The 22,355-nt window shown below is 69.6% G+C and carries 18 protein-coding genes; 8 read left to right on the top strand and 10 right to left on the bottom strand.

Annotated features, from left to right (window positions below; genetic code table 11):
- Window positions 1-7 precede the first annotated feature (7 nt).
- The 4 genes from ASE56_RS15185 (at window position 8) to ASE56_RS15170 (ending at window position 5,202) form a co-directional block, all read left to right on the top strand.
- Complete coding sequence (locus ASE56_RS15185; protein ID WP_056232378.1) at window positions 8-598, top strand: DUF3000 domain-containing protein; 591 nt, start codon at window positions 8-10, stop codon at window positions 596-598.
- A complete protein-coding gene (locus ASE56_RS15180; protein ID WP_056231585.1) occupies window positions 591-1,787 on the top strand; it encodes an HRDC domain-containing protein in 1,197 nt (398 codons plus the stop codon). The genes ASE56_RS15185 and ASE56_RS15180 overlap by 8 nt, the downstream gene beginning before the upstream one ends.
- Window positions 1,788-1,858: 71 nt before the next feature.
- Window positions 1,859-3,067, top strand: a complete 1,209-nt coding sequence (locus tag ASE56_RS15175) for a thiolase family protein (RefSeq protein ID WP_056231580.1) — start codon at window positions 1,859-1,861, stop codon at window positions 3,065-3,067.
- Window positions 3,064-5,202, top strand: a complete 2,139-nt coding sequence (locus tag ASE56_RS15170; protein WP_056231575.1) for a 3-hydroxyacyl-CoA dehydrogenase NAD-binding domain-containing protein — start codon at window positions 3,064-3,066, stop codon at window positions 5,200-5,202. Before ASE56_RS15175 ends, ASE56_RS15170 begins: the two co-directional genes overlap by 4 nt.
- 58 nt (window positions 5,203-5,260) lie before the next feature.
- Here the strand turns inward: ASE56_RS15170 and dxs are convergent, their stop codons facing one another.
- The 5 genes from dxs to dut all read right to left on the bottom strand — a co-directional run bounded on the left by dxs (window position 5,261) and on the right by dut (window position 12,190).
- The gene (gene dxs / locus ASE56_RS15165; protein ID WP_056231572.1) at window positions 5,261-7,210 is read right to left on the bottom strand and encodes a 1-deoxy-D-xylulose-5-phosphate synthase; all 1,950 of its coding nucleotides are present in this window, start codon (window positions 7,208-7,210) and stop codon (window positions 5,261-5,263) included.
- A gap of 166 nt (window positions 7,211-7,376) precedes the next feature.
- Window positions 7,377-10,217 (bottom strand): aconitate hydratase AcnA, encoded by a 2,841-nt coding sequence (gene acnA, locus ASE56_RS15160; RefSeq protein WP_056231560.1) that lies wholly within the window; start codon window positions 10,215-10,217, stop codon window positions 7,377-7,379.
- Between the two features lie 133 nt (window positions 10,218-10,350).
- Window positions 10,351-11,106 carry a DUF3159 domain-containing protein gene (locus ASE56_RS15155; RefSeq protein WP_056231557.1) on the bottom strand — a complete coding sequence of 252 codons (756 nt, stop codon included), beginning with the start codon at window positions 11,104-11,106 and terminating at the stop codon, window positions 10,351-10,353.
- A complete protein-coding gene (locus ASE56_RS15150; RefSeq protein WP_056231555.1) occupies window positions 11,103-11,738 on the bottom strand; it encodes a DUF3710 domain-containing protein in 636 nt (211 codons plus the stop codon). Before ASE56_RS15150 ends, ASE56_RS15155 begins: the two co-directional genes overlap by 4 nt.
- Window positions 11,735-12,190, bottom strand: coding sequence for a dUTP diphosphatase (gene dut / locus ASE56_RS15145; RefSeq protein ID WP_056231552.1), 456 nt, complete (start codon window positions 12,188-12,190; stop codon window positions 11,735-11,737). The genes ASE56_RS15150 and dut overlap by 4 nt, the downstream gene beginning before the upstream one ends.
- Window positions 12,191-12,202: 12 nt before the next feature.
- On the opposite strand from dut, the gene ASE56_RS15140 reads away from it, so the two are divergent.
- Window positions 12,203-12,694 carry a DUF3093 domain-containing protein gene (locus ASE56_RS15140; protein WP_056231549.1) on the top strand — a complete coding sequence of 164 codons (492 nt, stop codon included), beginning with the start codon at window positions 12,203-12,205 and terminating at the stop codon, window positions 12,692-12,694.
- On the opposite strand, the gene ASE56_RS15135 is transcribed toward ASE56_RS15140, so the two are convergent.
- On the bottom strand, window positions 12,669-12,962 hold the full coding sequence (locus ASE56_RS15135) for a DUF4193 domain-containing protein (protein ID WP_056231545.1): 294 nt from the start codon (window positions 12,960-12,962) through the stop codon (window positions 12,669-12,671). The genes ASE56_RS15140 and ASE56_RS15135 overlap by 26 nt on opposite strands.
- 221 nt (window positions 12,963-13,183) lie before the next feature.
- Between ASE56_RS15135 and sepH the strand changes: the two genes are divergently transcribed.
- Window positions 13,184-14,212, top strand: coding sequence for a septation protein SepH (sepH, locus tag ASE56_RS15130; protein ID WP_056231542.1), 1,029 nt, complete (start codon window positions 13,184-13,186; stop codon window positions 14,210-14,212).
- 87 nt (window positions 14,213-14,299) lie between these two features.
- On the opposite strand, the gene ASE56_RS15125 is transcribed toward sepH, so the two are convergent.
- On the bottom strand, window positions 14,300-15,427 hold the full coding sequence (locus ASE56_RS15125) for an alkaline phosphatase family protein (RefSeq protein ID WP_056231537.1): 1,128 nt from the start codon (window positions 15,425-15,427) through the stop codon (window positions 14,300-14,302).
- A 71-nt stretch (window positions 15,428-15,498) separates the two neighbouring features.
- Here ASE56_RS15125 and ASE56_RS15120 point away from each other — a divergent pair, with 71 nt between their 5' ends.
- The gene (locus ASE56_RS15120) at window positions 15,499-17,967 is read left to right on the top strand and encodes a DNA topoisomerase (ATP-hydrolyzing) subunit A (RefSeq protein ID WP_056231534.1); all 2,469 of its coding nucleotides are present in this window, start codon (window positions 15,499-15,501) and stop codon (window positions 17,965-17,967) included.
- 150 nt (window positions 17,968-18,117) lie between these two features.
- Here ASE56_RS15120 and ASE56_RS15115 read toward each other — a convergent pair whose 3' ends face one another.
- The gene (locus ASE56_RS15115; protein ID WP_156371769.1) at window positions 18,118-20,190 is read right to left on the bottom strand and encodes a type IIA DNA topoisomerase subunit B; all 2,073 of its coding nucleotides are present in this window, start codon (window positions 20,188-20,190) and stop codon (window positions 18,118-18,120) included.
- 162 nt (window positions 20,191-20,352) lie between these two features.
- Between ASE56_RS15115 and ASE56_RS15110 the strand changes: the two genes are divergently transcribed.
- On the top strand, window positions 20,353-20,574 hold the full coding sequence (locus ASE56_RS15110; protein ID WP_056231527.1) for a hypothetical protein: 222 nt from the start codon (window positions 20,353-20,355) through the stop codon (window positions 20,572-20,574).
- Between the two features lie 60 nt (window positions 20,575-20,634).
- Here the strand turns inward: ASE56_RS15110 and ASE56_RS15105 are convergent, their stop codons facing one another.
- Both ASE56_RS15105 and ASE56_RS15100 read right to left on the bottom strand, forming a co-directional pair.
- Entirely contained in the window at window positions 20,635-21,678 is a 1,044-nt protein-coding gene (locus ASE56_RS15105) for an alanine racemase (RefSeq protein WP_056231524.1), read from the bottom strand.
- Window positions 21,675-22,325, bottom strand: a complete 651-nt coding sequence (locus ASE56_RS15100; RefSeq protein WP_056231521.1) for an alanine racemase C-terminal domain-containing protein — start codon at window positions 22,323-22,325, stop codon at window positions 21,675-21,677. Before ASE56_RS15100 ends, ASE56_RS15105 begins: the two co-directional genes overlap by 4 nt.
- Window positions 22,326-22,355 lie beyond the last annotated feature (30 nt).

The following is a 22,355-nucleotide window of genomic DNA, read 5'->3' as shown; positions in this document are numbered from 1 at the left end:
TGTGGCCGTGAGTGACCAGCGCCCGGCGGAGGCCGACAGCCCCTTCGCGCGAGCCGTCGAAGAGGTGCGCGACACGGCTTTCCGCGACGATCTGGTCGTCCGGCAGATCCCCTCGCCCTCGGGCTTGGCTCCTTTCTCGCTCGCTCTCGCCGGCGATGTCCGCCCCGAGGAGCACGCGACCGACTCCCCCTTCGGCACGGGACGGTTCATCCTGCTCCACGACCCCGAAGAGCCCGAACCGTGGGGCGGTGCGTGGCGCATCGTGTGCTTCGCGCAGGCCCCTCTCGAACCCGAGATCGGGGTCGACCCCCTGCTGGCCGAGGTCGCCTGGTCGTGGCTGATCGACGCGCTGGATTCGCGCGGGGCGCAGCGCCACTCGGAGTCGGGCACCGCCACCAAGACCCTTTCCACCGGCTTCGGCGCCCTGGCAGCCCAGGGTGAGGGGTCGCAGATCGAACTTCGCGCGTCATGGTCGCCGCGCGGTCCCTTCCGCCCGCACCTCGAGGCGTGGGCGGAGCTCGTGTGCATGCTCGCCGGCCTCCCCCCGGGGTCGGAGGGCGTCGCTGTTCTCGGAGCCCGGAGGCCCACGCGTGGTTGAGTACATCGTCATCGAGGATGCCGCGGGGTTCCTCGCCGCGTGCGAGACCCTGGCCGCGGGGAGCGGTCCCGTCGCGGTCGACGTCGAGCGTGCCTCGGGGTTCCGGTATTCGCAGCGTGCGTACCTGATCCAGGTGTTCCGGCGCGAGGCCGGGGTCTTCCTCTTCGACCCCTCCACGATCGAGGACTTCTCGCCCTTGCAGCGCGCCATCGGCGACGTCGAATGGGTGTTCCACGCCGCGAGCCAAGACCTGCCGTCGTTGCGCGAGCGGGGTCTCGAGCCGCCGCGCATCTTCGACACCGAGCTCGGCTCGCGCCTTCTCGGGCATGAGCGGGTCGGTCTCGGGGCCGTCGTCGAGCAGACGCTGGGCATCACCCTGGCCAAGGCCCACTCGGCCGCGGACTGGTCGACGCGCCCCCTGCCGGCATCCTGGCTCGAATACGCGGCCCTCGACGTCGAGCACCTGATCGACGTGCGTGACGTGCTGGATGCCGAGCTCACCGAGCAGGGCAAGACCGAGATCGCGAGGCAGGAGTTCCAGGCCGTGCTCGATCGCGAGCCGAAGCCTCCTCGTGACGACCCGTGGCGGCGCCTGAGCGGCCTGCACAGCGTCCGCGGTCGCCGGTCGCTGGCCGTCGCCCGTTCGCTGTGGCAGGCGCGCGAGGACTACGCCCGCGAGCAGGATGTCGCCCCCGGGCGTCTCGTGCCCGACCGCGCGCTGGTGGCCGCCGTCCTCGCCGATCCCGCGAGCAAACAGGCTCTCGCGGGCGTCAAGGAATTCAATGGCCGGGCAAGCCGCACGCAGCTCGATCGCTGGTGGAACGCGATCGTCGCCGGACGCGAGGCGACGGACCTGCCGGCGGACCGCGTCCCGAGCGACACGCTGCCTCCGCCGCGCGCGTGGGCCGATCGCAATCCCGAGGCCGATCGCCGGCTGAAGAAGGCGCGTCCGGCCGTCGAGGCGCGGGCGGAAGAGCTCCGGATGCCGACCGAGAACCTTCTCACGCCCGAGACGCTGCGTCGTCTCGCCTGGGCGCCGCCCGCCGAGACGACCGCCGAGGCCATCGGGGAGGCTCTCGCGCAGCTGGGGGCGCGGCCGTGGCAGATTGACCGGACCTCACAGGTGATCGCCGATAGTTTTGTAGCTTCCCTCAATGCCGATGACGACGTGTCCGGAACGGATTCGTAGGTTCGGACAACCGATTCTGCGGCGGATTCGCCTCTTCCTAGGCTGGGGTCATCCCAAACTATGGAGGCAGAGTGGCCGAGATGACGGACGTCTTCTTCGTCGACGGAATGCGCACCCCCTTCGGGCGCGCCGGCGAAAAAGGCATGTACTGGAACACCCGCGCCGACGACCTCGTGGTCAAGGCGATCATGGGGTTGATGGAACGCAACGGCGACGTGCCCAAGGACCGGATCGACGACGTGGCGATCGCCGCGACCTCGCAGACCGGTGACCAGGGACTGACCCTCGGGCGCACCGCGGCGATCCTCGCGGGTCTGCCGATGACGGTGCCGGGCCTGGCGATCGAGCGCATGTGCGCGGGCGCCATGACGAGCGTCACGACGATGGGCGCCTCGATCGGCGTCGGCATGTACGACCTCGCCCTCGCCGGCGGCGTCGAGCACATGGGACGCCACCCCATCGGCGGAAACGTCGACCCCAACCCGCGCTTCGTGGCCGAGAAGCTCGTGGACCCGGGCGCGCTCAACATGGGCGTCACCGCTGAACGCATCCACGACCGCTTCCCGCACCTGACGAAGGAGCGCGCCGACCGCTTCGGCGCCGCCAGCCAGCACAAGGTGCAGGCCGCCTACGAGGCGGGCAAGATCCAGCCCGACCTGGTCTCGGTCGCCGTCAAGGACGCCGAGGGCGCGTGGGGTCTCGCCACGGAGGACGAGGGGCGCCGCCCCGAGACCACCGTCGAGGGCCTCGCGACGCTCAAGACGCCGTTCCGCCCCCACGGGCGCGTCACGGCCGGTACGTCGTCGCCCCTCACGGACGGTGCGACCATCAGCCTGCTCGCCGGAGCCGGCGCCGTGAAGGAGTTCGGCCTCGCGCCCAAGATGCGTATGGTGTCGTTCGCCTTCGCCGGCGTCGAGCCCGAGATCATGGGCATCGGCCCGATCCCCTCGACCGAGAAGGCCCTCAAGAAGGCCGGCCTCACGATCGACGACATCGGCCTGTTCGAGCTCAACGAGGCCTTCGCCATCCAGGTGATCTCGCTGCTCGACCACTTCGGCATCGCCGACGACGACCCGCGCGTGAACCCCTGGGGTGGCGCCATCGCCCTGGGCCACCCGCTCGCGGCATCCGGAGTGCGTCTCATGATTCAGCTGGCGGCGCAGTTCGCCGAGCGACCCGACGTGCGCTACGGCCTCACCGCCATGTGCGTGGGCCTGGGTCAGGGCGGCTCGGTCATCTGGGAGAACCCGTTCTTCGACGGAAAGAAGAAGCGCACGTGAGCAACTACACCTCGATCGACTTCACGCCCCTCGACGCCCTCACCGGCGACGAGGTGGTGACCCACTCCCCCGTCCGCGACGTGCGTCTGCCCTCGGGCAACGTGCTCGCGCTGATCACCCTCGACAACGGTCGCGACCACACCCGGCCCAACACGCTGGGACCTGCGACCCTCGCCGAGCTCGGGCAGACGCTCGAGACGCTCAAGAAGCGCGCCGACGCCGGCGAGATCCACGCCGTCGCGATCACCGGCAAGCAGTACATCCTGGCGGCGGGCGCCGACCTGTCCGACGTGGCGAAGCTGCCCTCGAAAGATGTCGCGCGCCTCATCGCACAGCGCGGACACCAGGTGATCGGGTCGCTGTCGGAGCTCGGCGTCCCCTCGTTCGCGTTCGTCAACGGCCTCGCCCTCGGCGGCGGTCTCGAGATCGCGCTCAACTCGACCTATCGCACGGTCGACTCCTCCGCCGCGGCGATCGCGCTGCCCGAGGTGTTCCTCGGGATCATTCCCGGCTGGGGAGGCGCCTACCTGCTGCCGAACCTCATCGGCATCGAGAACGCGCTCGAGGTCGTCATCTCGAACCCGCTCAAGCAGAACCGCATGCTCAAGCCGCAGCAGGCCTTCGATCTCGGGATTATGGATGCCATCTTCCCGGCGGCCAGCTACCTCGAGGACTCGCTGCGGTGGGCCGATGGCGTGCTCACCGGTCGGGTGCGCGTCGAGCGCAAGAACGAGCCGGGCAAGCTCGAGCGCCTCACCAAGTGGCCCATCGCCATCAAGATGGCCCGCGGCATGCTCGAGTCGAAGATCGGCACCGTGCCCCGCTCCCCCTACGTCGCGCTCGACCTGCTCGACAAGGCGAAGGGCGGCACCAAGGCCGAGGGCTTCGCGCGCGAAGACGAGGCGCTGGCCGAGCTCATCACGGGCGACCAGTTCGCGGCATCCATGTACGCCTTCGACCTCGTGCAGAAGCGCGCCAAGCGTCCGGTCGGGGCCCCCGACAAGGCTCTCGCGAAGAAGGTCACCAAGGTCGGCGTCATCGGCGCGGGCCTCATGGCCTCGCAGTTCGCGTTGCTGTTCGTGCGCAAGCTGCGGGTGCCCGTGATCATCACCGACCTCGATCAGGGGCGGGTCGACAAGGGCGTGGCATCCATTCGAGACGAGATCGGCAAGCTGGAGGCCAAGGGCCGCCTGGACGGCGACACCGCCAACCAGCTGCGTGCGCTCGTGCACGGCACGACCGACCGGTCGGAGTTCGCCGACTGCGACTTCGTCATCGAGGCCGTGTTCGAAGAGGTGGGCGTCAAGCAGGAGGTGTTCTCGGCCATCGAGAAGATCGTCGCCGACGACGCCATCCTCGCCACGAACACCTCGTCGCTCTCGGTCGCCGAGATCGGCTCGGTGCTGCAGAACCCGGAGCGCCTGGTGGGCTTCCACTTCTTCAACCCCGTCGCGGTCATGCCGCTCATCGAGGTCGTGAAGACGGATGCCACCTCCGACGCCGCACTGTCGACGGCTTTCGTCGTCGCGAAGGGTCTCGGCAAGAACGCCGTGCTCACCGCGGACGCACCCGGCTTCGTGGTGAACCGCCTGCTGGCGAAGGTCATGGGCGAAGCCGCTCGCGCGGTCTACGAGGGAACGCCGATCATGGTGGTCGAGAAGGCGTTCGCGCCCCTCGGCCTGCCGATGGGGCCGTTCCAGCTCATCGACCTCGTCGGCTGGAAGGTCGCCGCGCACGTGCAGGACACGATGGCGCACGCGTTCCCCGACCGGTTCTTCGCCTCGGAGAACTTCCACGAGCTCGCCGCGCTCCCCGAGGTCGTCGAGAAGGACAAGGGCGGCCGCGTGACCGGCTGGACGAAGGCCGCGCAGAAGGTTCTCGTCACCGGCAAGACGCCCGTTGCGCCTGAGACGATCCTCGCCCGCGTGCAGGACGGCCTCGCACAGGAGATCAAGATCATGCTCGACGAGGGCGTGGTCCCCGAGGTGCAGGACATCGACCTGTGCCTCATCCTCGGCGCCGGCTGGCCCTTCATCGATGGTGGCGCCTCGCCCTACCTCGACCGCGAGGGGGCGTCGGAGCGCGCCTTCGGCGACACGTTCCACCACCCGCCCATCCGCGGCATCGGGGCCTGACCCCGGATACGACAGCGGCGCCGTCCCGAGGGGCGGCGCCGCTGTGGTTCGTGCGGGTCTACGGGCGCGACTTCTCCCACTCCTCGATCGTGGGGATCGAGCCGGTCGGCGTCTGACGCGCCATGGGGATGCGCGTGCCCAGCACCTGGGCGACCACGTCGTGTGCGATCTTCGAGGCCGTCAGGCCGGCATCCTCGAGAATCTGCTCGCGCGTCGCGTGGTCGATGAACTCGTCGGGGATGCCGAGCTCGTCGACGGCCGTGTCGACGCCCGCCTCGCGCAGCACCTGCCGCACGCGCGTGCCGACGCCGCCGACGCGGATGCCGTCTTCGATCGTGATCACGAGACGGTGCTCGCGCGCCAACTCGACGATCGAGGGCTGCACCGGGATCGCCCAGCGCGGGTCGATGACCGTCGCGCCGATGCCCTGCGCCTTGAGACGCTCGGCGACCTCGAGGGCGAGGTGCACCATCGGACCGATGCCGACCAGCAGCACGTCTTCGCTCGAGCCGCGGCTCAGCACATCGACGCCGTCGTGGAGGCGCTCGATCGCCTCGACCTCGTCGTTGACCTTGCCCTTGGGGTAACGCACCACGGTGGGCGCGTCTTCGACCGCGGTGGCCTCGCGGAACACCTCGCGCAGGCGCGCGGCGTCTCGCGGGGCGGCGATGCGGATGCCGGGGACCAGCTGCAGCATCGCCAGATCCCAGATGCCGTGATGACTCGGGCCGTCGGGGCCGGTGACGCCGGCGCGATCGAGCACGAACGTGACGCCGGCCTTGTGCAGGGCGACGTCCATCATGACCTGGTCGAACGCGCGGTTCATGAACGTCGCGTAGATGGCGACGACCGGGTGGAGGCCGCCGAAGGCCAGACCGGCGGCGGATGCCACGGCGTGCTGCTCCGCGATGCCGACGTCGTACACGCGCTCGGGGAATCTCTCGGCGAAGTGCTGCAGACCCGTGGGGCGGAGCATGGCCGCGGTCATCGCGATGATGTCCTGGCGCTCGGTGCCGACCCTCACGAGCTCTTCGGCGAAGATGTCGGTCCACTGCAGACCGCCGCCCGAGCCCAGGGCTTCGCCCGTGATCGGATCGATCTTGCCCACCGCGTGGAACTGGTCGGCCTCGTCGCTCATCGCCGGGGCGTAGCCGCTGCCCTTGTCGGTGATGGCATGCACGATGACCGGAGCACCGTACGACTTCGCCAGCTCGAGGGTCTCGATGAGTGACTCGAAGTCGTGGCCGTCGATGGGACCGAGGTACTTGATGTCGAGGTTGCTGTACAGCGCCTCGTTGTTGGTGAAGCGCGACAGGAAGCCGTGGGTGCCGCCGCGGATGCCGCGATACACGGCACGCGCCGCGGGGCCCAGGCGACGGAAGAGCGTGTCGGAGCCGCGGTGCAGCGTCCGGTAGGCGTCGTTGGTGCGCACGCGGTTGAGGTAGCGCGCCATGCCCCCGATGGTCGGGGCGTAGGACCGGCCGTTGTCGTTGACGACGATCACGAGGTTGCGCTCGTTGTCGTCGCTGATGTTGTTGAGGGCCTCCCAGGTCATGCCGCCGGTGAGGGCGCCGTCGCCCACGACGGCGATCACATGACGGTCTCGACGACCGGTGCGGCTGAACGCGCGCGACACGCCGTCCGCCCAGCTCAACGAGCTCGACGCGTGCGAGGACTCGACGACGTCGTGCTCGCTCTCGGAACGCTGCGGGTAGCCCGCGAGGCCGCCGCGCGAGCGGAGAGCCGAGAAGTCCTGCCGACCGGTGAGCATCTTGTGCACGTAGGACTGGTGCCCGGTGTCGAAGATGATCGGGTCGGACGGTGAATCGAAGACCTTGTGCAGGGCGATCGTCAGCTCGACGACGCCGAGGTTCGGACCGAGGTGCCCGCCGGTGCGGGCGACGTTCTCGACGAGGAACGAACGGACCTCCGCGGCCAGCTGTCGTAGCTGGTCGGGGTTCAGTCCGTCGAGGTCACGGGGGCCGTGAATGCCGGGTAGGAGAGCCATGAGACTCCTCTCGTGCGATGCGCGCGGGGGCCGCGCGTACGGGTCGATTCTAGTCTCCGAGGGTGCGAGAGGCCCGGCAACGGGTTGCGCGCCGGGGCCGTGTACTGTCTGCGAACGCGATGTGCCCCGGGAGCGCGAGGCTCCCGGGGCACATCGATGAAGCGGGTCAGACCAGCGAACGCAGCACGTACTGCAGGATGCCACCGTTGCGGTAGTAGTCGGCCTCACCGGGGGTGTCGATGCGGACCACGGCGTCGAACGTGACGGCCTGCTTGCCCTCGGGCGAGAACTCGCTCGGCTCGGCGGTGACCTTCACGGTCTTCGGCGTGACGCCCTCGTTGAGCTGCTCCAGGCCCTCGATCGAGACGATCTCGGTGCCGTCGAGGCCCAGCGACTTCCAGCTCTCGCCGGCGGGGAACTGCAGCGGAACGACGCCCATGCCGATCAGGTTCGAGCGGTGGATGCGCTCGAAGCTCTCGGTGATGACGGCCTTGACGCCCAGCAGGTTGGTGCCCTTCGCCGCCCAGTCGCGCGACGAGCCGGAGCCGTACTCCTTGCCGCCGAAGATGACGAGCGGGGTGCCCTGCGCCTGGTAGTTCTGGCTCGCGTCGAAGATGTACGACTGCGGGCCGCCCTCCTGGGTGAAGTCGCGGGTGTAGCCGCCCTCGACGACCGTGCCGTCGTTGACCGCTGCCGTGAGCTCGTTCTTGAGGCGGATGTTGGCGAACGTCCCGCGGATCATGACCTCGTGGTTGCCGCGACGCGAGCCGTAGGAGTTGAAGTCCTTCTGCGCGACGCCGTGCTCCATCAGGTACTGCGCGGCGGGGGTACCCGCCTTGATGTTTCCGGCCGGGCTGATGTGGTCGGTCGTGACCGAGTCGCCCAGCGTCGCCATGACGCGTGCGCCGGTGATGTCGCGCACGGCATCGGGCTGCATGGTCATGCCGTCGAAGTACGGGGCCTTGCGGACGTAGGTCGAGTCGGCATCCCACTCGAAGATCGGGCCGGTCGGGGTGGGCAGGTTCTTCCAGCGCTCGTCGCCCTCGAAGACGGTGGCGTACTGCTGGATGAACTGCTCGCGCGAGATCGAGGCGTCGATGATCGTCTGCACCTGGTCGGGGGCCGGCCAGATGTCCTTCAGGAAGACGTCGTCGCCGTTCTGGTCCGTGCCCAGGGCGTCGGTCTCGAAGTCGAAGTTCATCGAGCCGGCGAGGGCGTAGGCGACGACCAGCGGCGGCGAGGCGAGGTAGTTCATCTTCACGTCGGGGCTGATGCGCCCCTCGAAGTTGCGGTTACCCGAGAGGACGGCCGTGACGGCGAGGTCGTTCTCGTTGATGGCCTCGGAGACCTCTTCGATGAGGGGTCCCGAGTTGCCGATGCAGATGGTGCAGCCGTAGCCGACGGTGTAGAAGTCGAGACCCTCGAGCGCCTTGTCGAGGCCGGACTTCTCGTAGTAGTCGGTGACGACCTTCGAGCCGGGTCCGAGCGTCGTCTTGACCCACGGCTTGCGCTTGAGGCCCTTGTCGACGGCGTTCTTGGCGAGCAGGCCCGCCGCGATCATGACCGAGGGGTTCGAGGTGTTCGTGCATGAGGTGATGGCCGCGAGCGTGACCGCGCCGTTGTCGAGCAGGTACGACTGGCCGTCGGGGGTGGTGACCTTGACGGGGTTCGACGCGTTGGCGGGGTGACCCGAAGAGATCAGCACCTCGCTCTCGGTGACGTCCTCGTGCTCTTCGCCGGGAACCGCGCCCGGGTCGGATGCGGGGAAGGTCCCGTCGACCTCGAGGTCGACGATCGAGTCGGAGACCGACGCGCCCGCGTAGTTGAGGATGTCCTTCTCGAACTGGTTCTTGGCCTCAGACAGCAGGATGCGGTCCTGGGGGCGCTTCGGACCGGCGATCGAGGGGACGACCGTCGACAGGTCGAGCTCCATGTACTCGCTGAAGACGAGCTCGCGGTCGGCGTCGTGCCAGAGCTTCTGCTCCTTGGCGTACGCCTCGACCAGGGCGACGGTCTGCTCGTCGCGGCCGGTCAGGCGCAGGTAGTCGAGCGTCACGTCGTCGATGGGGAACATCGCGGCGGTCGAGCCGAACTCGGGGCTCATGTTGCCGATGGTGGCGCGGTTGGCCAGCGGCACCGAGGCGACGCCCTCGCCGTAGAACTCGACGAACTTGCCGACGACGCCGTGCTTGCGCAGCATGTCGGTGATGGTGAGGACGACGTCGGTCGCGGTCACGCCGGCGGGGATCTCGCCCGAGAGCTTGAAGCCGACGACGCGCGGGATCAGCATCGACACGGGCTGGCCGAGCATCGCGGCCTCGGCCTCGATGCCGCCGACGCCCCAGCCGAGCACGCCCAGGCCGTTGACCATCGTCGTGTGCGAGTCGGTGCCGACGCAGGTGTCGGGGTAGGCGCGGAGCACGCCGTCGACCGAGCGGTCGTAGATGACCTTGGCGAGGTGCTCGATGTTGACCTGGTGCACGATTCCCGTTCCCGGGGGGACGACCTTGAAGTCGTCGAACGCCGTCTGGCCCCAGCGGAGGAACTGGTACCGCTCGCCGTTGCGCTCGTACTCGATCTCGACGTTGCGCTCGAGGGCGTTCTCGCTGCCGAACAGGTCGGCGATGACCGAGTGATCGATGACCATCTCGGCGGGCGAGAGCGGGTTGATCTTGCTGGGGTCGCCGCCCAGGGCGGTCACGGCCTCGCGCATGGTGGCGAGGTCGACGATGCAGGGCACACCGGTGAAGTCCTGCATGACCACGCGAGCGGGCGTGAACTGGATCTCGGTGTCGGGGTCGGCCGTGGGGACCCACGAGCCGAGGGCCTCGATCTGCTCCTTGGTGACGTTGGCGCCGTCCTCGGTGCGCAGAAGGTTCTCGAGCAGCACCTTGAGGCTGAACGGGAGCTTCTCGTGACCGGCGACCGTGTCGATGCGGAAGATCTCGTAGTCGGTGCTGCCGACCGTCAGGGTGCTCTTGGCACCGAAGCTGTCAACCGTGGACACGATCGTCTCCTTCGTCGGCGAATGCGCAGGCGTCAGCCCGCATTTCTCCATCTTCCCCGCGCGGAGAGGTCGATTCCAGGAAGGTCGACCTAACCGCTCGGAGCTGCGGATTTATCTTGATGTCAAGATATTATCAGGACTCTCGGCGAGGGTGGAGAGCGCGCACCACGAGCCACGTCACCGCCAGCATCGGGGCGAACAGCGGCAGGCCCATGACGATCTTGAGCGTGCCGAGCGCGGTGACGTCTCCCGCGAAGTACAGCGGCAGCTGCACAGCGAGTCGGGCGGCGAACAGGGCGGCCCAGGCGATCGAGAGCCACGTGTAGGCGCGGCGCTTGCGCTTGTCGGCGCGCCAGCGCGTGCCCTCACCGAGCAGGTACCCGGCGGCCAGACCGATCAGCGGCCAGCCGATGAGGGCCGAGACGAGGAACGCCGTCCCGTACGCGCCGTTCGTGAAGAAGCCCAGCACGAAGTTGTCCTGCCCGCGGCCCGTCACCAGCGACAGGACGGCGGCGCCCGCGGTCGCGAGGAGTCCGCCGATCGCGGCGCTCGGGGGCGACTTGGCGATCAGACGCGCGAGGGTGAAGACGACGGCGAGCCCCACGGACACCCCGAGGCTCACCCACAGGTTGCCCTGGCGCGTCTCGGGGTCGATCGTGACGGTGAAGAGCACCACGAACGCGAGCGAGGGCAGGACGGATTCCAGGATGCCGCGCACCCCGCCCATCGCCGACCACACGGCGGCCCCGGTCGAGGTGTGCTTCGAAGGGTCGAGCCCCGCGCGGCGCGCGGCGTTGCCGAGAGCCGCGCTGACGCTGTCCGCCGCGGACGGCGGGTCGAGGGGGACGCGGTCGTCTTCTCGCGCCGGGCGTGCGGAGTCGTCGCTCATGCGGTTCCGGGGCTCGACGGCATCCGGAGGGGGATGAGGTCGCGCGGCGGCATCGGTGACGATCCGCGGACCACGACGATCGAGCGGAAGAGGTCCTCGACGGCGGCGGCTGCCTCGACGTCGCTGGTCGCGGCTCCCCCGACGACCCCGCGCAGGAACCAGCGGGGCCCGTCGACGCCCACGAAACGCGCGAGGCGCTTGGCGGCGCCGTCCGCGCCGGCCATGACGGGCACCTCGGCGAGCAGCTCGGGACCGAGCGGGCCCTCGCGCTCTTCGACGCGGCCGCCCTGCTGCTTCACCTGCTGGCGGATCTGCTCCCGCGTCTCTTCCCACAGGCCGCTCGAGCGCGGCGCGGCGAAGGGCTGCACCTGCAGGGTGGAGTCGGCGTAGTCGAGGCCCACGGCCACGATGCGTTTGGTCTGCTCCTCGACCTCGAGGCGGAGGTTCAGCCCCTCGCGCGGGAGGATCTTGATGCCACCCAGGTCGATGTAGGGGCGGACGGGGTTCGCCTCGGCCTCGTCGAACGGACCCGCGGTCTCGCGATCGGTGGGGGCGCTCTTGAGCGCCTGCACCGCTTCGTTTCCGGGCTGGTCGGCGGTGTCGGGCGTGGTCTGCGACTCGTCGTCGGTCATCGGGTGCTCCCTTGCAGAGTCTGGTATCCGCTCGATCCGAAGCCGCCTTGACCGCGCACGCTGTCGGGCAGTTCGTCGACGGGGACGAAGCGCACGGCCGGGACGGGCATCACGATGAGCTGGGCGATGCGGTCTCCGACCGCGATGTCATAGGCCTCGTCGAGGTCGGTGTTCAACAGGGCGACCTTGATCTCGCCGCGGTACCCGGCGTCGATCGTGCCGGGCGCGTTCACGATCGTGATGCCGTGTTTGGCGGCCAAGCCGCTGCGCGGCACGACGAACGCGGCGTATCCCTCGGGAAGCGCGATGCGCACACCCGTCGAGACGAGAGCGCGTCGCCCAGGCTCCAGGCGTACCGCCTCGGCGGCGGTCAGGTCGGCTCCGGCGTCGCCGGGGTGGGCGAAGACCGGAGGCTCGGATGCGACAATGAGGACGTCCACCGTTTCGGTCACCCCACGAGGGTAATGCAGAAGAGGGGGTGCGGCATCCGCACCGCAGCCGAGTATCGAGAGCGCCTGAGCCCGTCGCTGTGGGCGTTGGTCGCCGCAGCCGTGTGCGGCCCCATGGCGGCCGTCGTCTTCTCCCCGCTCGACACGACCTTGGCCCTGTTCATCGGGCTGCTCGTGTCGGTGGCGATCGTGACGGGCCTTCTCGCGCTCGCACCGGTCATCGAGATCCGTGACGGGGAGTTCCGAGCGGGACGGGCGCACATCCCGGTCGATCTTCTGGGCGTTCCCACCGGCGTCATCGCCGAAGAAGCGCGTACGGCCCGTGGGAGTGGTCTCGACCACCGGGCGTGGCATGTCATCCGGGGCGGGATCGACGGGATCGTCACGGTTCCCGTGATCGATCCCGATGATCCGACTCCGTCGTGGGTGGTGTCCACCCGCACGCCGGACCGCCTGGTGGCGGCGATCCAGCGCGCTCAGGTCAGGCTGCGCACTCCAGGCAGATGAAGCCGGGGCCGCTCTCTTCGGCGATCTGCGAACGGTGCTTCACGAGGAAGCAGTTCATGCAGGTGAACTCGTCTTCCTGAGGGGGAAGCACGACGACATCGAGCTCGATGTCGGAAAGGTCGGCGCCGGGCAGTTCGAAGCCCGAGGGGTTATCGGCATCCTCGTTGTCGATCGACCCCGACGCCTTGTCAGGCACGCGCTCCTTGAGGGCCTCGATCGACTCGCTGTCGTCCTCGGTCTTGCGCGGTGCGTCGTAATCGGTTGCCATGCGTGCAGGTCTCTACTTCCGGTTTTCGTGGTGCTGTGCCCCATCGGGTGCCCGATCGGGCGGCCATAGTTTGCATGACCCGTCCTCGATAAGCAAATGCTCCGAGACGGGCGTGCGTGTCAGGCCTGACGGGAAACTCGCGGCGCGCCCGCGATATTCCCGGATGCGGACCGTGTGCGTGTCAGCATGAACGCTGACCGCAGATCGGAGGGGTGTTTCGTATGGAACAGCTCAAAGTCATCGGAACCGAAGATGACGTCCTCGTCGTGGCGACGCAGGCGGGCGAACGCTTCGCCCTCGCGCTCGATGAGGTGCTGCGCGCTGAGGCGCGCCGTGCGCGTCGGGACCGCGAGGACGACGACCGTGCCCCGCGCCCGAGCCCCCGAGAGATCCAGGCGCACATCCGCGCCGGCCTGTCGGCGCGCGAGGTGGCGACGCTGCTGAACGCCCGCGTCGAAGACGTCGAGCGTTTCGAGGGACCCGTGCTCGCGGAGCGCGAGCACGTCGTCGCCCAGGCGCTGGCCGTCCCGGTCCTGCTGGGTGGCACTCTCGAGCACGACTCCCCCATCACCTTCGGTGCGGCCGTCCGGGCGAAGCTCGCCGAGGCCGGCGCCTCCGCCGAGCGGTGGACGAGTTGGAAGGAGTCGTCGGGCTGGTCCGTCAAGCTCGAGTTCACCGCCAACGGCATCGACCACGACGCGCGCTGGAGCTTCGACCCGCGCCGCAGCATCCTCTCGCCGCAGAACGCCGACGCGATCCAGTTGTCGCGGCAGGGATCGCTCCCCGAGGGGCTGATCCCCCGTCTGCGCGCTCTCGACAACGTCTCGAAGGACGACTCGCGGTTCGACAGCGGAGCCTTCGGGCCCCGCCGCATCGACATCGACGACGAGCCGGGCGTCGAGGCGACCGGTCCCGTCGCCCCGGCCGTTCAGGCTGCGGCGATCAAGCGAGCGCCCGATGCCCCCGTCACCTCGGCCGAGACCGCCGATCTGCTCGAGGCACTGCGTCGTCGACGCGGACAGCGCGAACCTCTGCCCGGCGCGACCGAGATCGAGCCCGAGCCGCGCCCCTCGTCGAGCGCCCCCGTGGCCCTGTTCGACGCCGTCGAGCCGGGGTGCGCCGACGATGTTGACGAGTCCGCGGGCGAACCCGAGCGACCTTCGTCCGACAACGGCCGCCGGACGAAGGGACGTCCGTCGATGCCCTCGTGGGACGAGATCGTCTTCGGGGCCCGCTCCGACGAGAGCTGACGCGGGTCCTCCCCCGGCTCACGGCGCCGCAGACGCCCCTTCGGAGTGAGGGGGCCGGATGCCGGCATCCGGTGCACTCCGACAGGTTCAGGTGAACGCGCCGAGACGCAGCAACGGAACGGTGCGTTCCTCGTCGGTGAGAGAACCGTGCTGGCCGACCATCCGCTGCGGACGCTTGTCCGCCTCGCGGTCGTCGTAGTACGCGAAGCGCCCCCGCGCGGCGACGAGGACGTCTCCGATCCGCGGACGCACGTCGTCGTCGACGGCGCCGAAGAGGCCCGCCGCGATCGCCTCATCGCGCGTCATCACCCAGGCCCGTGCGGCCTCGGTCTCGCGCCACAGGGAGGCCACGGCATCCGCTCGTCCCTCGTCCGTGTAGAGGTGGAGCATGCGGGGCTCGCCGCCGATGAGGGCGACGCCGTCGAGGCGCGGATCGCCCTCGCGCAGCAGCACATGCTTGTGGGCGGGGACGTCAACCATGCCGTGGTCTGCGGTGATCAGGACGCCCGTGTGCGCGTCGATCCCGTCGGCGAGGCGTCGGGCCGCGGCATCCACCCGCTCGAGGGCGTCGGTCCAGCGATCGGATTCCCACCCGTCGCGGTGACCGGCCGTGTCGAGCTCGGGGGCGTACAGGTAGGTGACCGATCCCGGATGCCGTGCCGCCAGGTCGGCCGCGAGACGCACACGCTCGTCGAGGTCGTCGGAGGGGAAGAACTCGGCCCCGCGCAGCGTCGCCTCGGTGAAACCGGTACCCGTGTACGAGGGACGCGACACCACGAAGCTCGGTCGTCCCGCGGCGGCGCGGCGGGCGAACAGGGGCTCGGACCGCTGCCAGGTGTGCGGGTCGAGGCCGTCGGTCTCCCACCCGTGCAGCTGGTTCGGGGCCTTGTCGGTCCCCGGGATGCGTGCGCGATAGCCGACGATGCCGTGCACGCCCGGACCGGTACCGGTCAGAAGACTCGACAGGGCCGCGGCGGTGGTCGAGGGGAAGACGGTGCGTGCGACATCGCGCCGACCGCCGACCGAGCCGAGGAACCGCGCGTGCCCGCGACGGGCAGCCAGGTTGTGCGAGCCGAGGCCGTCCACGAGCATGACGATCGCGCTGCGAGCGGGGGCGAACCACTCGGATTCGCCGGTCAGCGCGGCGATCGACTGCTCCACCACACCGGTGAGGCTCCGGGAGCGCGGCGGGTCCGCCGGTAGGCTGAGTGACATCGGGCCCAGTCTCCCACAGGAGCCCCGATCCCCGTCGAGACGCGACGCCCGCCCGACCCGAGGCCGTACCTATGCCCGATTCCCGTTCCTCCTCATCCGCGACGTCACCCGTCGTCGAGCGCATCGAAGACGTCGATGTCTCGACCGAGATGCAGGGGTCGTTCCTCGAGTACGCCTACTCGGTCATCTACTCGCGGGCCCTTCCCGACGCCCGCGACGGACTCAAGCCGGTGCAGCGCCGCATCCTGTACCAGATGGCGGAGATGGGGCTGCGACCCGACCGCGGGCACGTCAAGAGCGCTCGCGTCGTCGGCGAGGTGATGGGAAAGCTCCACCCCCACGGTGACGCCCCCATCTACGACGCCCTCGTGCGCCTCGCGCAGTACTTCTCGCTGCGGGTGCCGCTGGTCGACGGCCACGGCAACTTCGGCTCGCTCGACGACGGTCCCGCCGCGCCCCGCTACACCGAGGCGCGCCTGGCCGCCCCGGCGATGGCGCTGACCGAGAACCTCGACGAAGACGTCGTCGACTTCATCCCCAACTACGACGGGCAGTTCCAGCAGCCCGAGGTGCTGCCGGCGGCCTTCCCCAACCTGTTGGTGAACGGCGCGACGGGCATCGCGGTCGGCATGGCCACGAACATGGCCCCGCACAACCTCATCGAGGTCGTCGCCGCCGCGATCCACCTGCTCCAGCATCCGGATGCCACCGTCGAAGAACTCATGGAGTTCGTGCCCGGCCCCGACCTGCCCTCGGGCGGCATCATCGTCGGTCTCGACGGCATCAAAGACGCGTACACGAACGGCCGCGGCACGTTCCGCACCCGCGCGAAGGCGTCGATCGAGTCGCTCGGCCCGCGCCGCACCGGAATCGTCATCACCGAACTGCCCTACCTCGTCGGCCCCGAGCGCGTGATCGAGAAGATCAAAGACGCGGTGCAGGCGAAGAAGCTGACCGGCATCGCCGACGTCACCGACCTCACCGACCGCAACAACGGCCTGCGCCTGGTGATCGGCATCAAGACCGGCTTCGACCCCAAGGCCGTGCTCGAGCAGCTCTACCGCCTCACCCCGCTCGAGGACTCCTTCGGTATCAACAACGTCGCCCTGGTCGACGGTCAGCCGCAGACGCTCGGCCTGCGCGAGATGCTGCGGGTGTACATCGATCACCGCATCCGTGTCGTCACGCGGCGCAGCGAGTTCCGCCTGGCGCGTAAGCGCGAGCGGCTCCACCTGGTCGAGGGTCTGCTCATCGCGATCCTCGACATCGACGAGGTCATCCAGGTCATCCGCTCCTCGGACGACGGTGAGCAGGCCCGCACGAAGCTGCAGGAGGTCTTCGACCTCTCGCACCTGCAGGCCGAGTACATCCTCGAACTGCGCCTGCGCCGCCTCACGAAGTTCTCGCGCATCGAGCTCGAGGCCGAGCGCGATCAGTTGAACGCCGAGATCGCACAATTGGTCGAGCTGCTGGGCAGCGAGACGCTGCTCCGTCAGCAGGTGGCCAGAGAATTGGATGCCGCGGCCGACGCGTACGGCACCCCTCGCCGCACGATGCTGTTGAACGGTGGGCCCGTGCAGCCCCGCTCGGCGCGGGCCGCGGCCGCTGCCGCCGACCTGCAGATCGCCGATGCCCCCTGCCGCGTGTACCTCTCGGCCACCGGACGTATGGTCCGCGCCGAGCTGATCGCCGACGCGCCCGCCGGTGGGGTCGTTCCGCCCGCGCGCCGCTCAAAGCACGACGCGATCCGCTCCTCGGTCGATACGACCACGCGCGGCGACATCGGCGCCGTGACCTCGGCCGGTCGTCTCGTGCGCTTCTCGCCGGTGGACCTGCCGTCGGTCCCTGCGAACTCCGTCCAGGTCGCCGCGGGCACGAAGGTCGAGCAGTACCTTCCGCTCGCGAAGGGCGAGAAGGTCGTGGCCCTCGTGCCGCTGATCGACTCCCCCACCATCGCGCTCGGCACCGAGCAGGGTGTCGTCAAGCGCGTCGCGGCCACCGAGCTCGGCACGAAGGACGAGATCGAGATCATCTCCCTACGCGACGGCGACCGGGTGGTAGGCGCGGCTCCGGCCGGGGACAACGCCGAGCTCGTCTTCGTCGCGAGCGACGCGCAGCTGCTGCGTTTCGAGGCCTCTTCCGTGCGGCCCCAGGGCCGATCCGCGGGCGGGATGGCCGGCATCCGCCTCTCCGACGGCGCCCGGGTGATCGACTTCGCCGTCGTCGGGGCCTCGGCCTTCGACGCGGTGGTCGTGACCATCGCCGGCTCGTCTGCCGCCCTGCCGGGCACCGACGCGGGCAGCGCTAAAGTCTCGGCTTTCACGGAGTTCCCCGCGAAGGGGCGCGCCACCGGAGGCGTGCGCGCCCAGCGCCTGTTGCGCGGCGAAGACGGCCTCGTGCTCGCCTGGGTGGGCACCGATCCGCGCGCGGTCGGGCCCGACGGCTCGGTGCGTGCGCTTCCGGACGTCGGCGCGAAACGCGACGCCTCGGGTCAGCCCCTCGACGCCGTCGTCGGCGCGATCGGCACCGTCGTCCGCTGAGGCGCCTCCGCCGGTGCGCGTCCCTGGGGCGTGCGCGATGGCGGGAGTTTCGGGCGGCGCGCCGGTGGGGCCGAGCCGCGCGCGGCGTGTCGGTCGTGGCATCCGCGGTTGTGCTCGGGTGGGACGTGATGGCCCCAGCGGCCGGCAGGCTCAGACGTCGATGCGCTCGCGCGCGAGCCGGTCGCTCGAGTCGATGATGAACTCGCGGCGCGGGGCCACGTCGCTGCCCATGAGCAGGTCGAACACGGATGCCGCGGCCTCCATGTCCTGCACGCGCACGCGGCGCAGCATGCGGCCGGCGCGATCCATGGTCGTGGTCGCGAGCTGATCGGCATCCATCTCGCCGAGACCCTTGTAGCGCTGGATCGGCTCCTGCCAGCGCTTGTTGCCGCGCTTGAGCTTGGCGAGCAGCGCGTGCAGCTCCTGCTCGCTGTAGGTGTAGATCGTCTCGTTGGGCTTGGTGCCCGGGTTCATGACGATCACCCGGTGCAGCGGCGGGACGGCGGCGAAGACACGCCCCTCTTCGACCAGCGGCCGCATGTACCGGAAGAACAGCGTCAACAGCAGCGTGCGGATGTGCGCGCCATCGACATCGGCGTCGCTCATCAGGATGATCTTGCCGTAGCGGGCGGCGTCGAGATCGAACGAGCGTCCGGAGCCCGCACCGATGACCTGGATGATCGAGGCGCACTCGGCGTTCGACAGCATGTCGCTGATCGAAGCCTTCTGCGTGTTGAGGATCTTGCCGCGGATGGGCAGCAGCGCCTGGAACTCGCTGTTGCGCGCGAGCTTGGCCGTGCCGAGCGCGGAGTCGCCCTCGACGATGATCAGCTCGGAATCGTTGACATCGTTCGAGCGGCAGTCGACCAGCTTGGCGGGCAGCGACGACGACTCGAGGGCGTTCTTGCGTCGCTGGGTCTCTTTGTGGGTGCGCGCGGAGATGCGCGCCTTCATCTCGGAAACGATCTTCTCGAGCAGCTGAGCCGTCTGCGCCTTGTCGTCGCGCTTGGGCGAGGCGAAGCGGGCCGCGAGTTCTTTCTGGACGACGGATGCCACGATCTGGCGTACCGCCGGGGTGCCGAGCACCTCTTTGGTCTGACCCTCGAACTGCGGCTCGGGCAGACGCACGGTGAGCACCGTGGTGAGACCCGCCAGCAGATCGTCCTTCTCGATCTTGTCGTTGCCGACCTTGAGCTTGCGGGCGTTCTGCTCGACCTGCGCGCGCAGCACCTTCATGAGCCCCTGCTCGAAGCCCTGCTGGTGCGTGCCGCCCTTGGGCGTGGCGATGATGTTGACGAATGAGCGGGTCGTGGTGTCGTAGCCCGTGCCCCAGCGCACCGCGATGTCGACCTCGCACTCGCGCGAGACCTCGGTCGGGATCATCGATCCGCCGGGCTGCAGCACGGGCACGGTTTCGGTGAAGGTGCCGGTGCCGGTGAGACGCCAGGTGTCGGTGACCGCCGCGTCGGGCGCGAGGAAGTCGGCGAATTCCGAGATGCCGCCGTCGAAGCGGTAGCTCGTCTCGACGCGCTCGTCGCTCCGCTCGTCCTGCACGACGATCTCGAGCCCCGGCACGAGGAACGCCGTTTGGCGCACGCGCTGCACGAGCTCGTCGAGCCCGAAGGTCGCGTCTTTGGTGAAGATCTGTCGGTCGGCCCAGTAGCGGATGCGCGTGCCGGTGACTCCGCGCGGCGCCTTGCCGATCACGCGCAGCTCACTGCTGCGCTCGAAGGGGGTGAACGTCGAATCGGGGGTGTCGCCCGAGAAGAGACCGGGCTCGCCGCGGTGGAACGACATCGCGTAGGTCTTGCCGCCGCGGTCGACCTCGACGTCGAGGCGCTCCGACAGCGCGTTGACGACCGACGCGCCCACGCCGTGCAGACCGCCGGATGCCGCGTACGAGCCACCGCCGAACTTGCCGCCAGCGTGCAGCTTGGTGAAGACGACCTCGACACCCGTCAGACCCGTGCGAGGTTCGACGTCGACCGGGATGCCGCGGGCGCTGTCGCGCACCTCGACGCTGCCGTCGGCGTGCAGCACGATGTCGATGCGCGAGCCGAAGCCGCCGAGGGCTTCGTCGACGGAGTTGTCGATGATCTCCCATAGGCAGTGCATGAGACCACGGGAGTCGGTGGACCCGATGTACATGCCCGGGCGCTTGCGCACGGCTTCGAGGCCCTCGAGGACCTGCAGATGATGGGCGGAGTACTCGGACGTCACGATTTCCCAGCGTAATCGGGGGCACCGACATCGCCTGCCAGACACACAGCAAGGTCGGGTCACCGTACGCGCACAGCGAAATGTGATCAAGCCGCGGCATAGGGGAAACATCCGCGTGGTTGTATATGGAGACTCGCCCACGACCACCTGAGGAGGGCACCCGACATGACCACCACGACTGCACCCGAAGCGTCAGCCGTCCTCGATCACCGCCTGACGGCGGCCGATCGCTGCGACTCCTGCGGCGCACAGGCGTACATCGCCGCTGAGGTGAACGGCAGTGAGTTGCTGTTCTGCGCACACCACGGCCGCAAGTACGAAGAGAAGCTCCGCAGCGTCGCCACCTCGTGGCACGACGAGACGGCGCGACTCAACGCCGCCGACTGAAACCATCACCTCGAAACGGGCCCCCGCACGCACGAAGTGCGTCGGGGCCCGTTCCGCGTTTCAGGCGTCGGTCGAGACGTAGACGCGCGGAACGGTCGGCGACACGCGCAGCGCGATCTCCTCGCCGATCGTGTCGATCAGTTCGGCCAGATCGGTCGCCGTGTGCAGAGCCGCGGGACCGAACAGGGCGATCTCGTCGCCGGGCTGAGCGCCGGCCCACGGGGCGAGCACCGTCTCGGTCGGCGCGATCGCCTCGACCCGTCGCGGCCCCCCGGGGGTGACAACGTCGAATCGCCCGCCCAGGGCGCTGGGCAACCCGTGCAGACTTCCGAGGTCGAGGTGCACGCCCGCGGCATCCACCGCCGTCACCGTGGCCGACAGCGTCGCGATCGGCTCGATGCCGAGCTCCCGCTCCCCCGGGCCGCCGGCGGGACGGATGCCGTACGAGAACGCCCCGACCCGCACGATGTCTTCGCGGAACTCCTCGCGCGCGAACCCTGCCGCGCTGGCGGCCAAGTGGGAGAAACGCGGGTCGAGCCCCGCGGCGCGCGCCGTCTCGCGCGCGGCCAGGAACACCGCTCGGGCGTCGTCGTCGTCGGCATCCGAGGCCTCGGAGATGTGCGACCAGATCCCCTCGAAGGCCACCCGGCCCGCGGCGACGAGCTCCGAGGTCTGCGCGAGAGCGGCCTCCCATCGTTCGGGACGGATGCCGTTGCGGTGAAGGCCCGTGTCGATCTTGAGGTGCACGCGCGCGGGCCGGTGGGCCTCGAGCCGGGACAGGTCGTCGAGGAGCGCTTCGTCGCCGATGCCCAGGTCGAGGTCGGCCGCGATGCCCGCGGCCAGATCGTCGGATCCGCCGATCAGCCACACGAAGATGCGCACGTCGGGACCGGCGATGCGGCGAACGGCCGCCCCGGTGACGACGTCGAAAGCGCCGATCCAACGGATGCCCTCCGCGACGGCCCGCGTCACGATCTGCTCCAGACCGTGGGCGTAGGCGTCGTCCTTGACGACGAGCATGTGCGCCGCGGGGGCCACGGCCTCTCGCACGCGACGGAGGTTGCGAGCGAAGGCGTCGAGGTCGACGCGGTAAACGGCGCTCACGCGCTCACCCGCCGAACGGCGCGGACGCCCACGACGGCGACGATCTCGGCGGCACCGAGCCCCGTGGCATCCGTCCACTCCTCGAGCGAGGGGTGCCCCTCTGCGGGGTCGCCGAAGAAGACGACCTCCGCTCCGCGCGGCACAGCGGCGTGCTCGACGTCCACGACGCAGACGTCCATGGCCACGCGCCCGACGATGCGGTGCCGGCGCCCGTCGATCGCGACCGTGGCGGCGTTCCCGAGCGAGCGCACCACCCCCTGCGCGTAGCCGCCGGTGACGAGGGCCACGGTGGTGTCGTGAGGAGCGCGGTGCGTGTAGCCGTACGAGACGCCCTCGCCGCGCAGGAGCGGCTTGATTCCCAGAGCGCGTCCGCGCAGCGACATCACGGGCTGTGCGTGCGAGCCGGGCAGGCCGAACAGGACCGCTGCGTCGAGGGGCGCGGCATCCATCCCGAGATCCGAGAGCACGGATGCCACCCACTCGGCGCCGTGCCCCCACGCGTCGTCGGCGAGAACGTCGTCGGTGCCGGTCGCGGTGCCGGCGGCGAGGGCGAGGGGCGCGTTGCGACGCAGGGCCGACTCGGAGACGAGGGCCACCGGGGCTACTCCGCCGGCCGCGGGCAAGCGGGCAGGGAGCGTGGAGGTCACCCCTTTAGACTAACGGGGTCCTTCGTCCCC

It is taken from the genome of Microbacterium sp. Leaf203, from assembly GCF_001421275.1.
Taxonomy (GTDB): domain Bacteria; phylum Actinomycetota; class Actinomycetes; order Actinomycetales; family Microbacteriaceae; genus Microbacterium; species Microbacterium testaceum_A.
The sequence above is the reverse complement of the archived record's forward strand: the minus strand, read 5'-3'. Positions and strand labels throughout refer to the sequence as shown.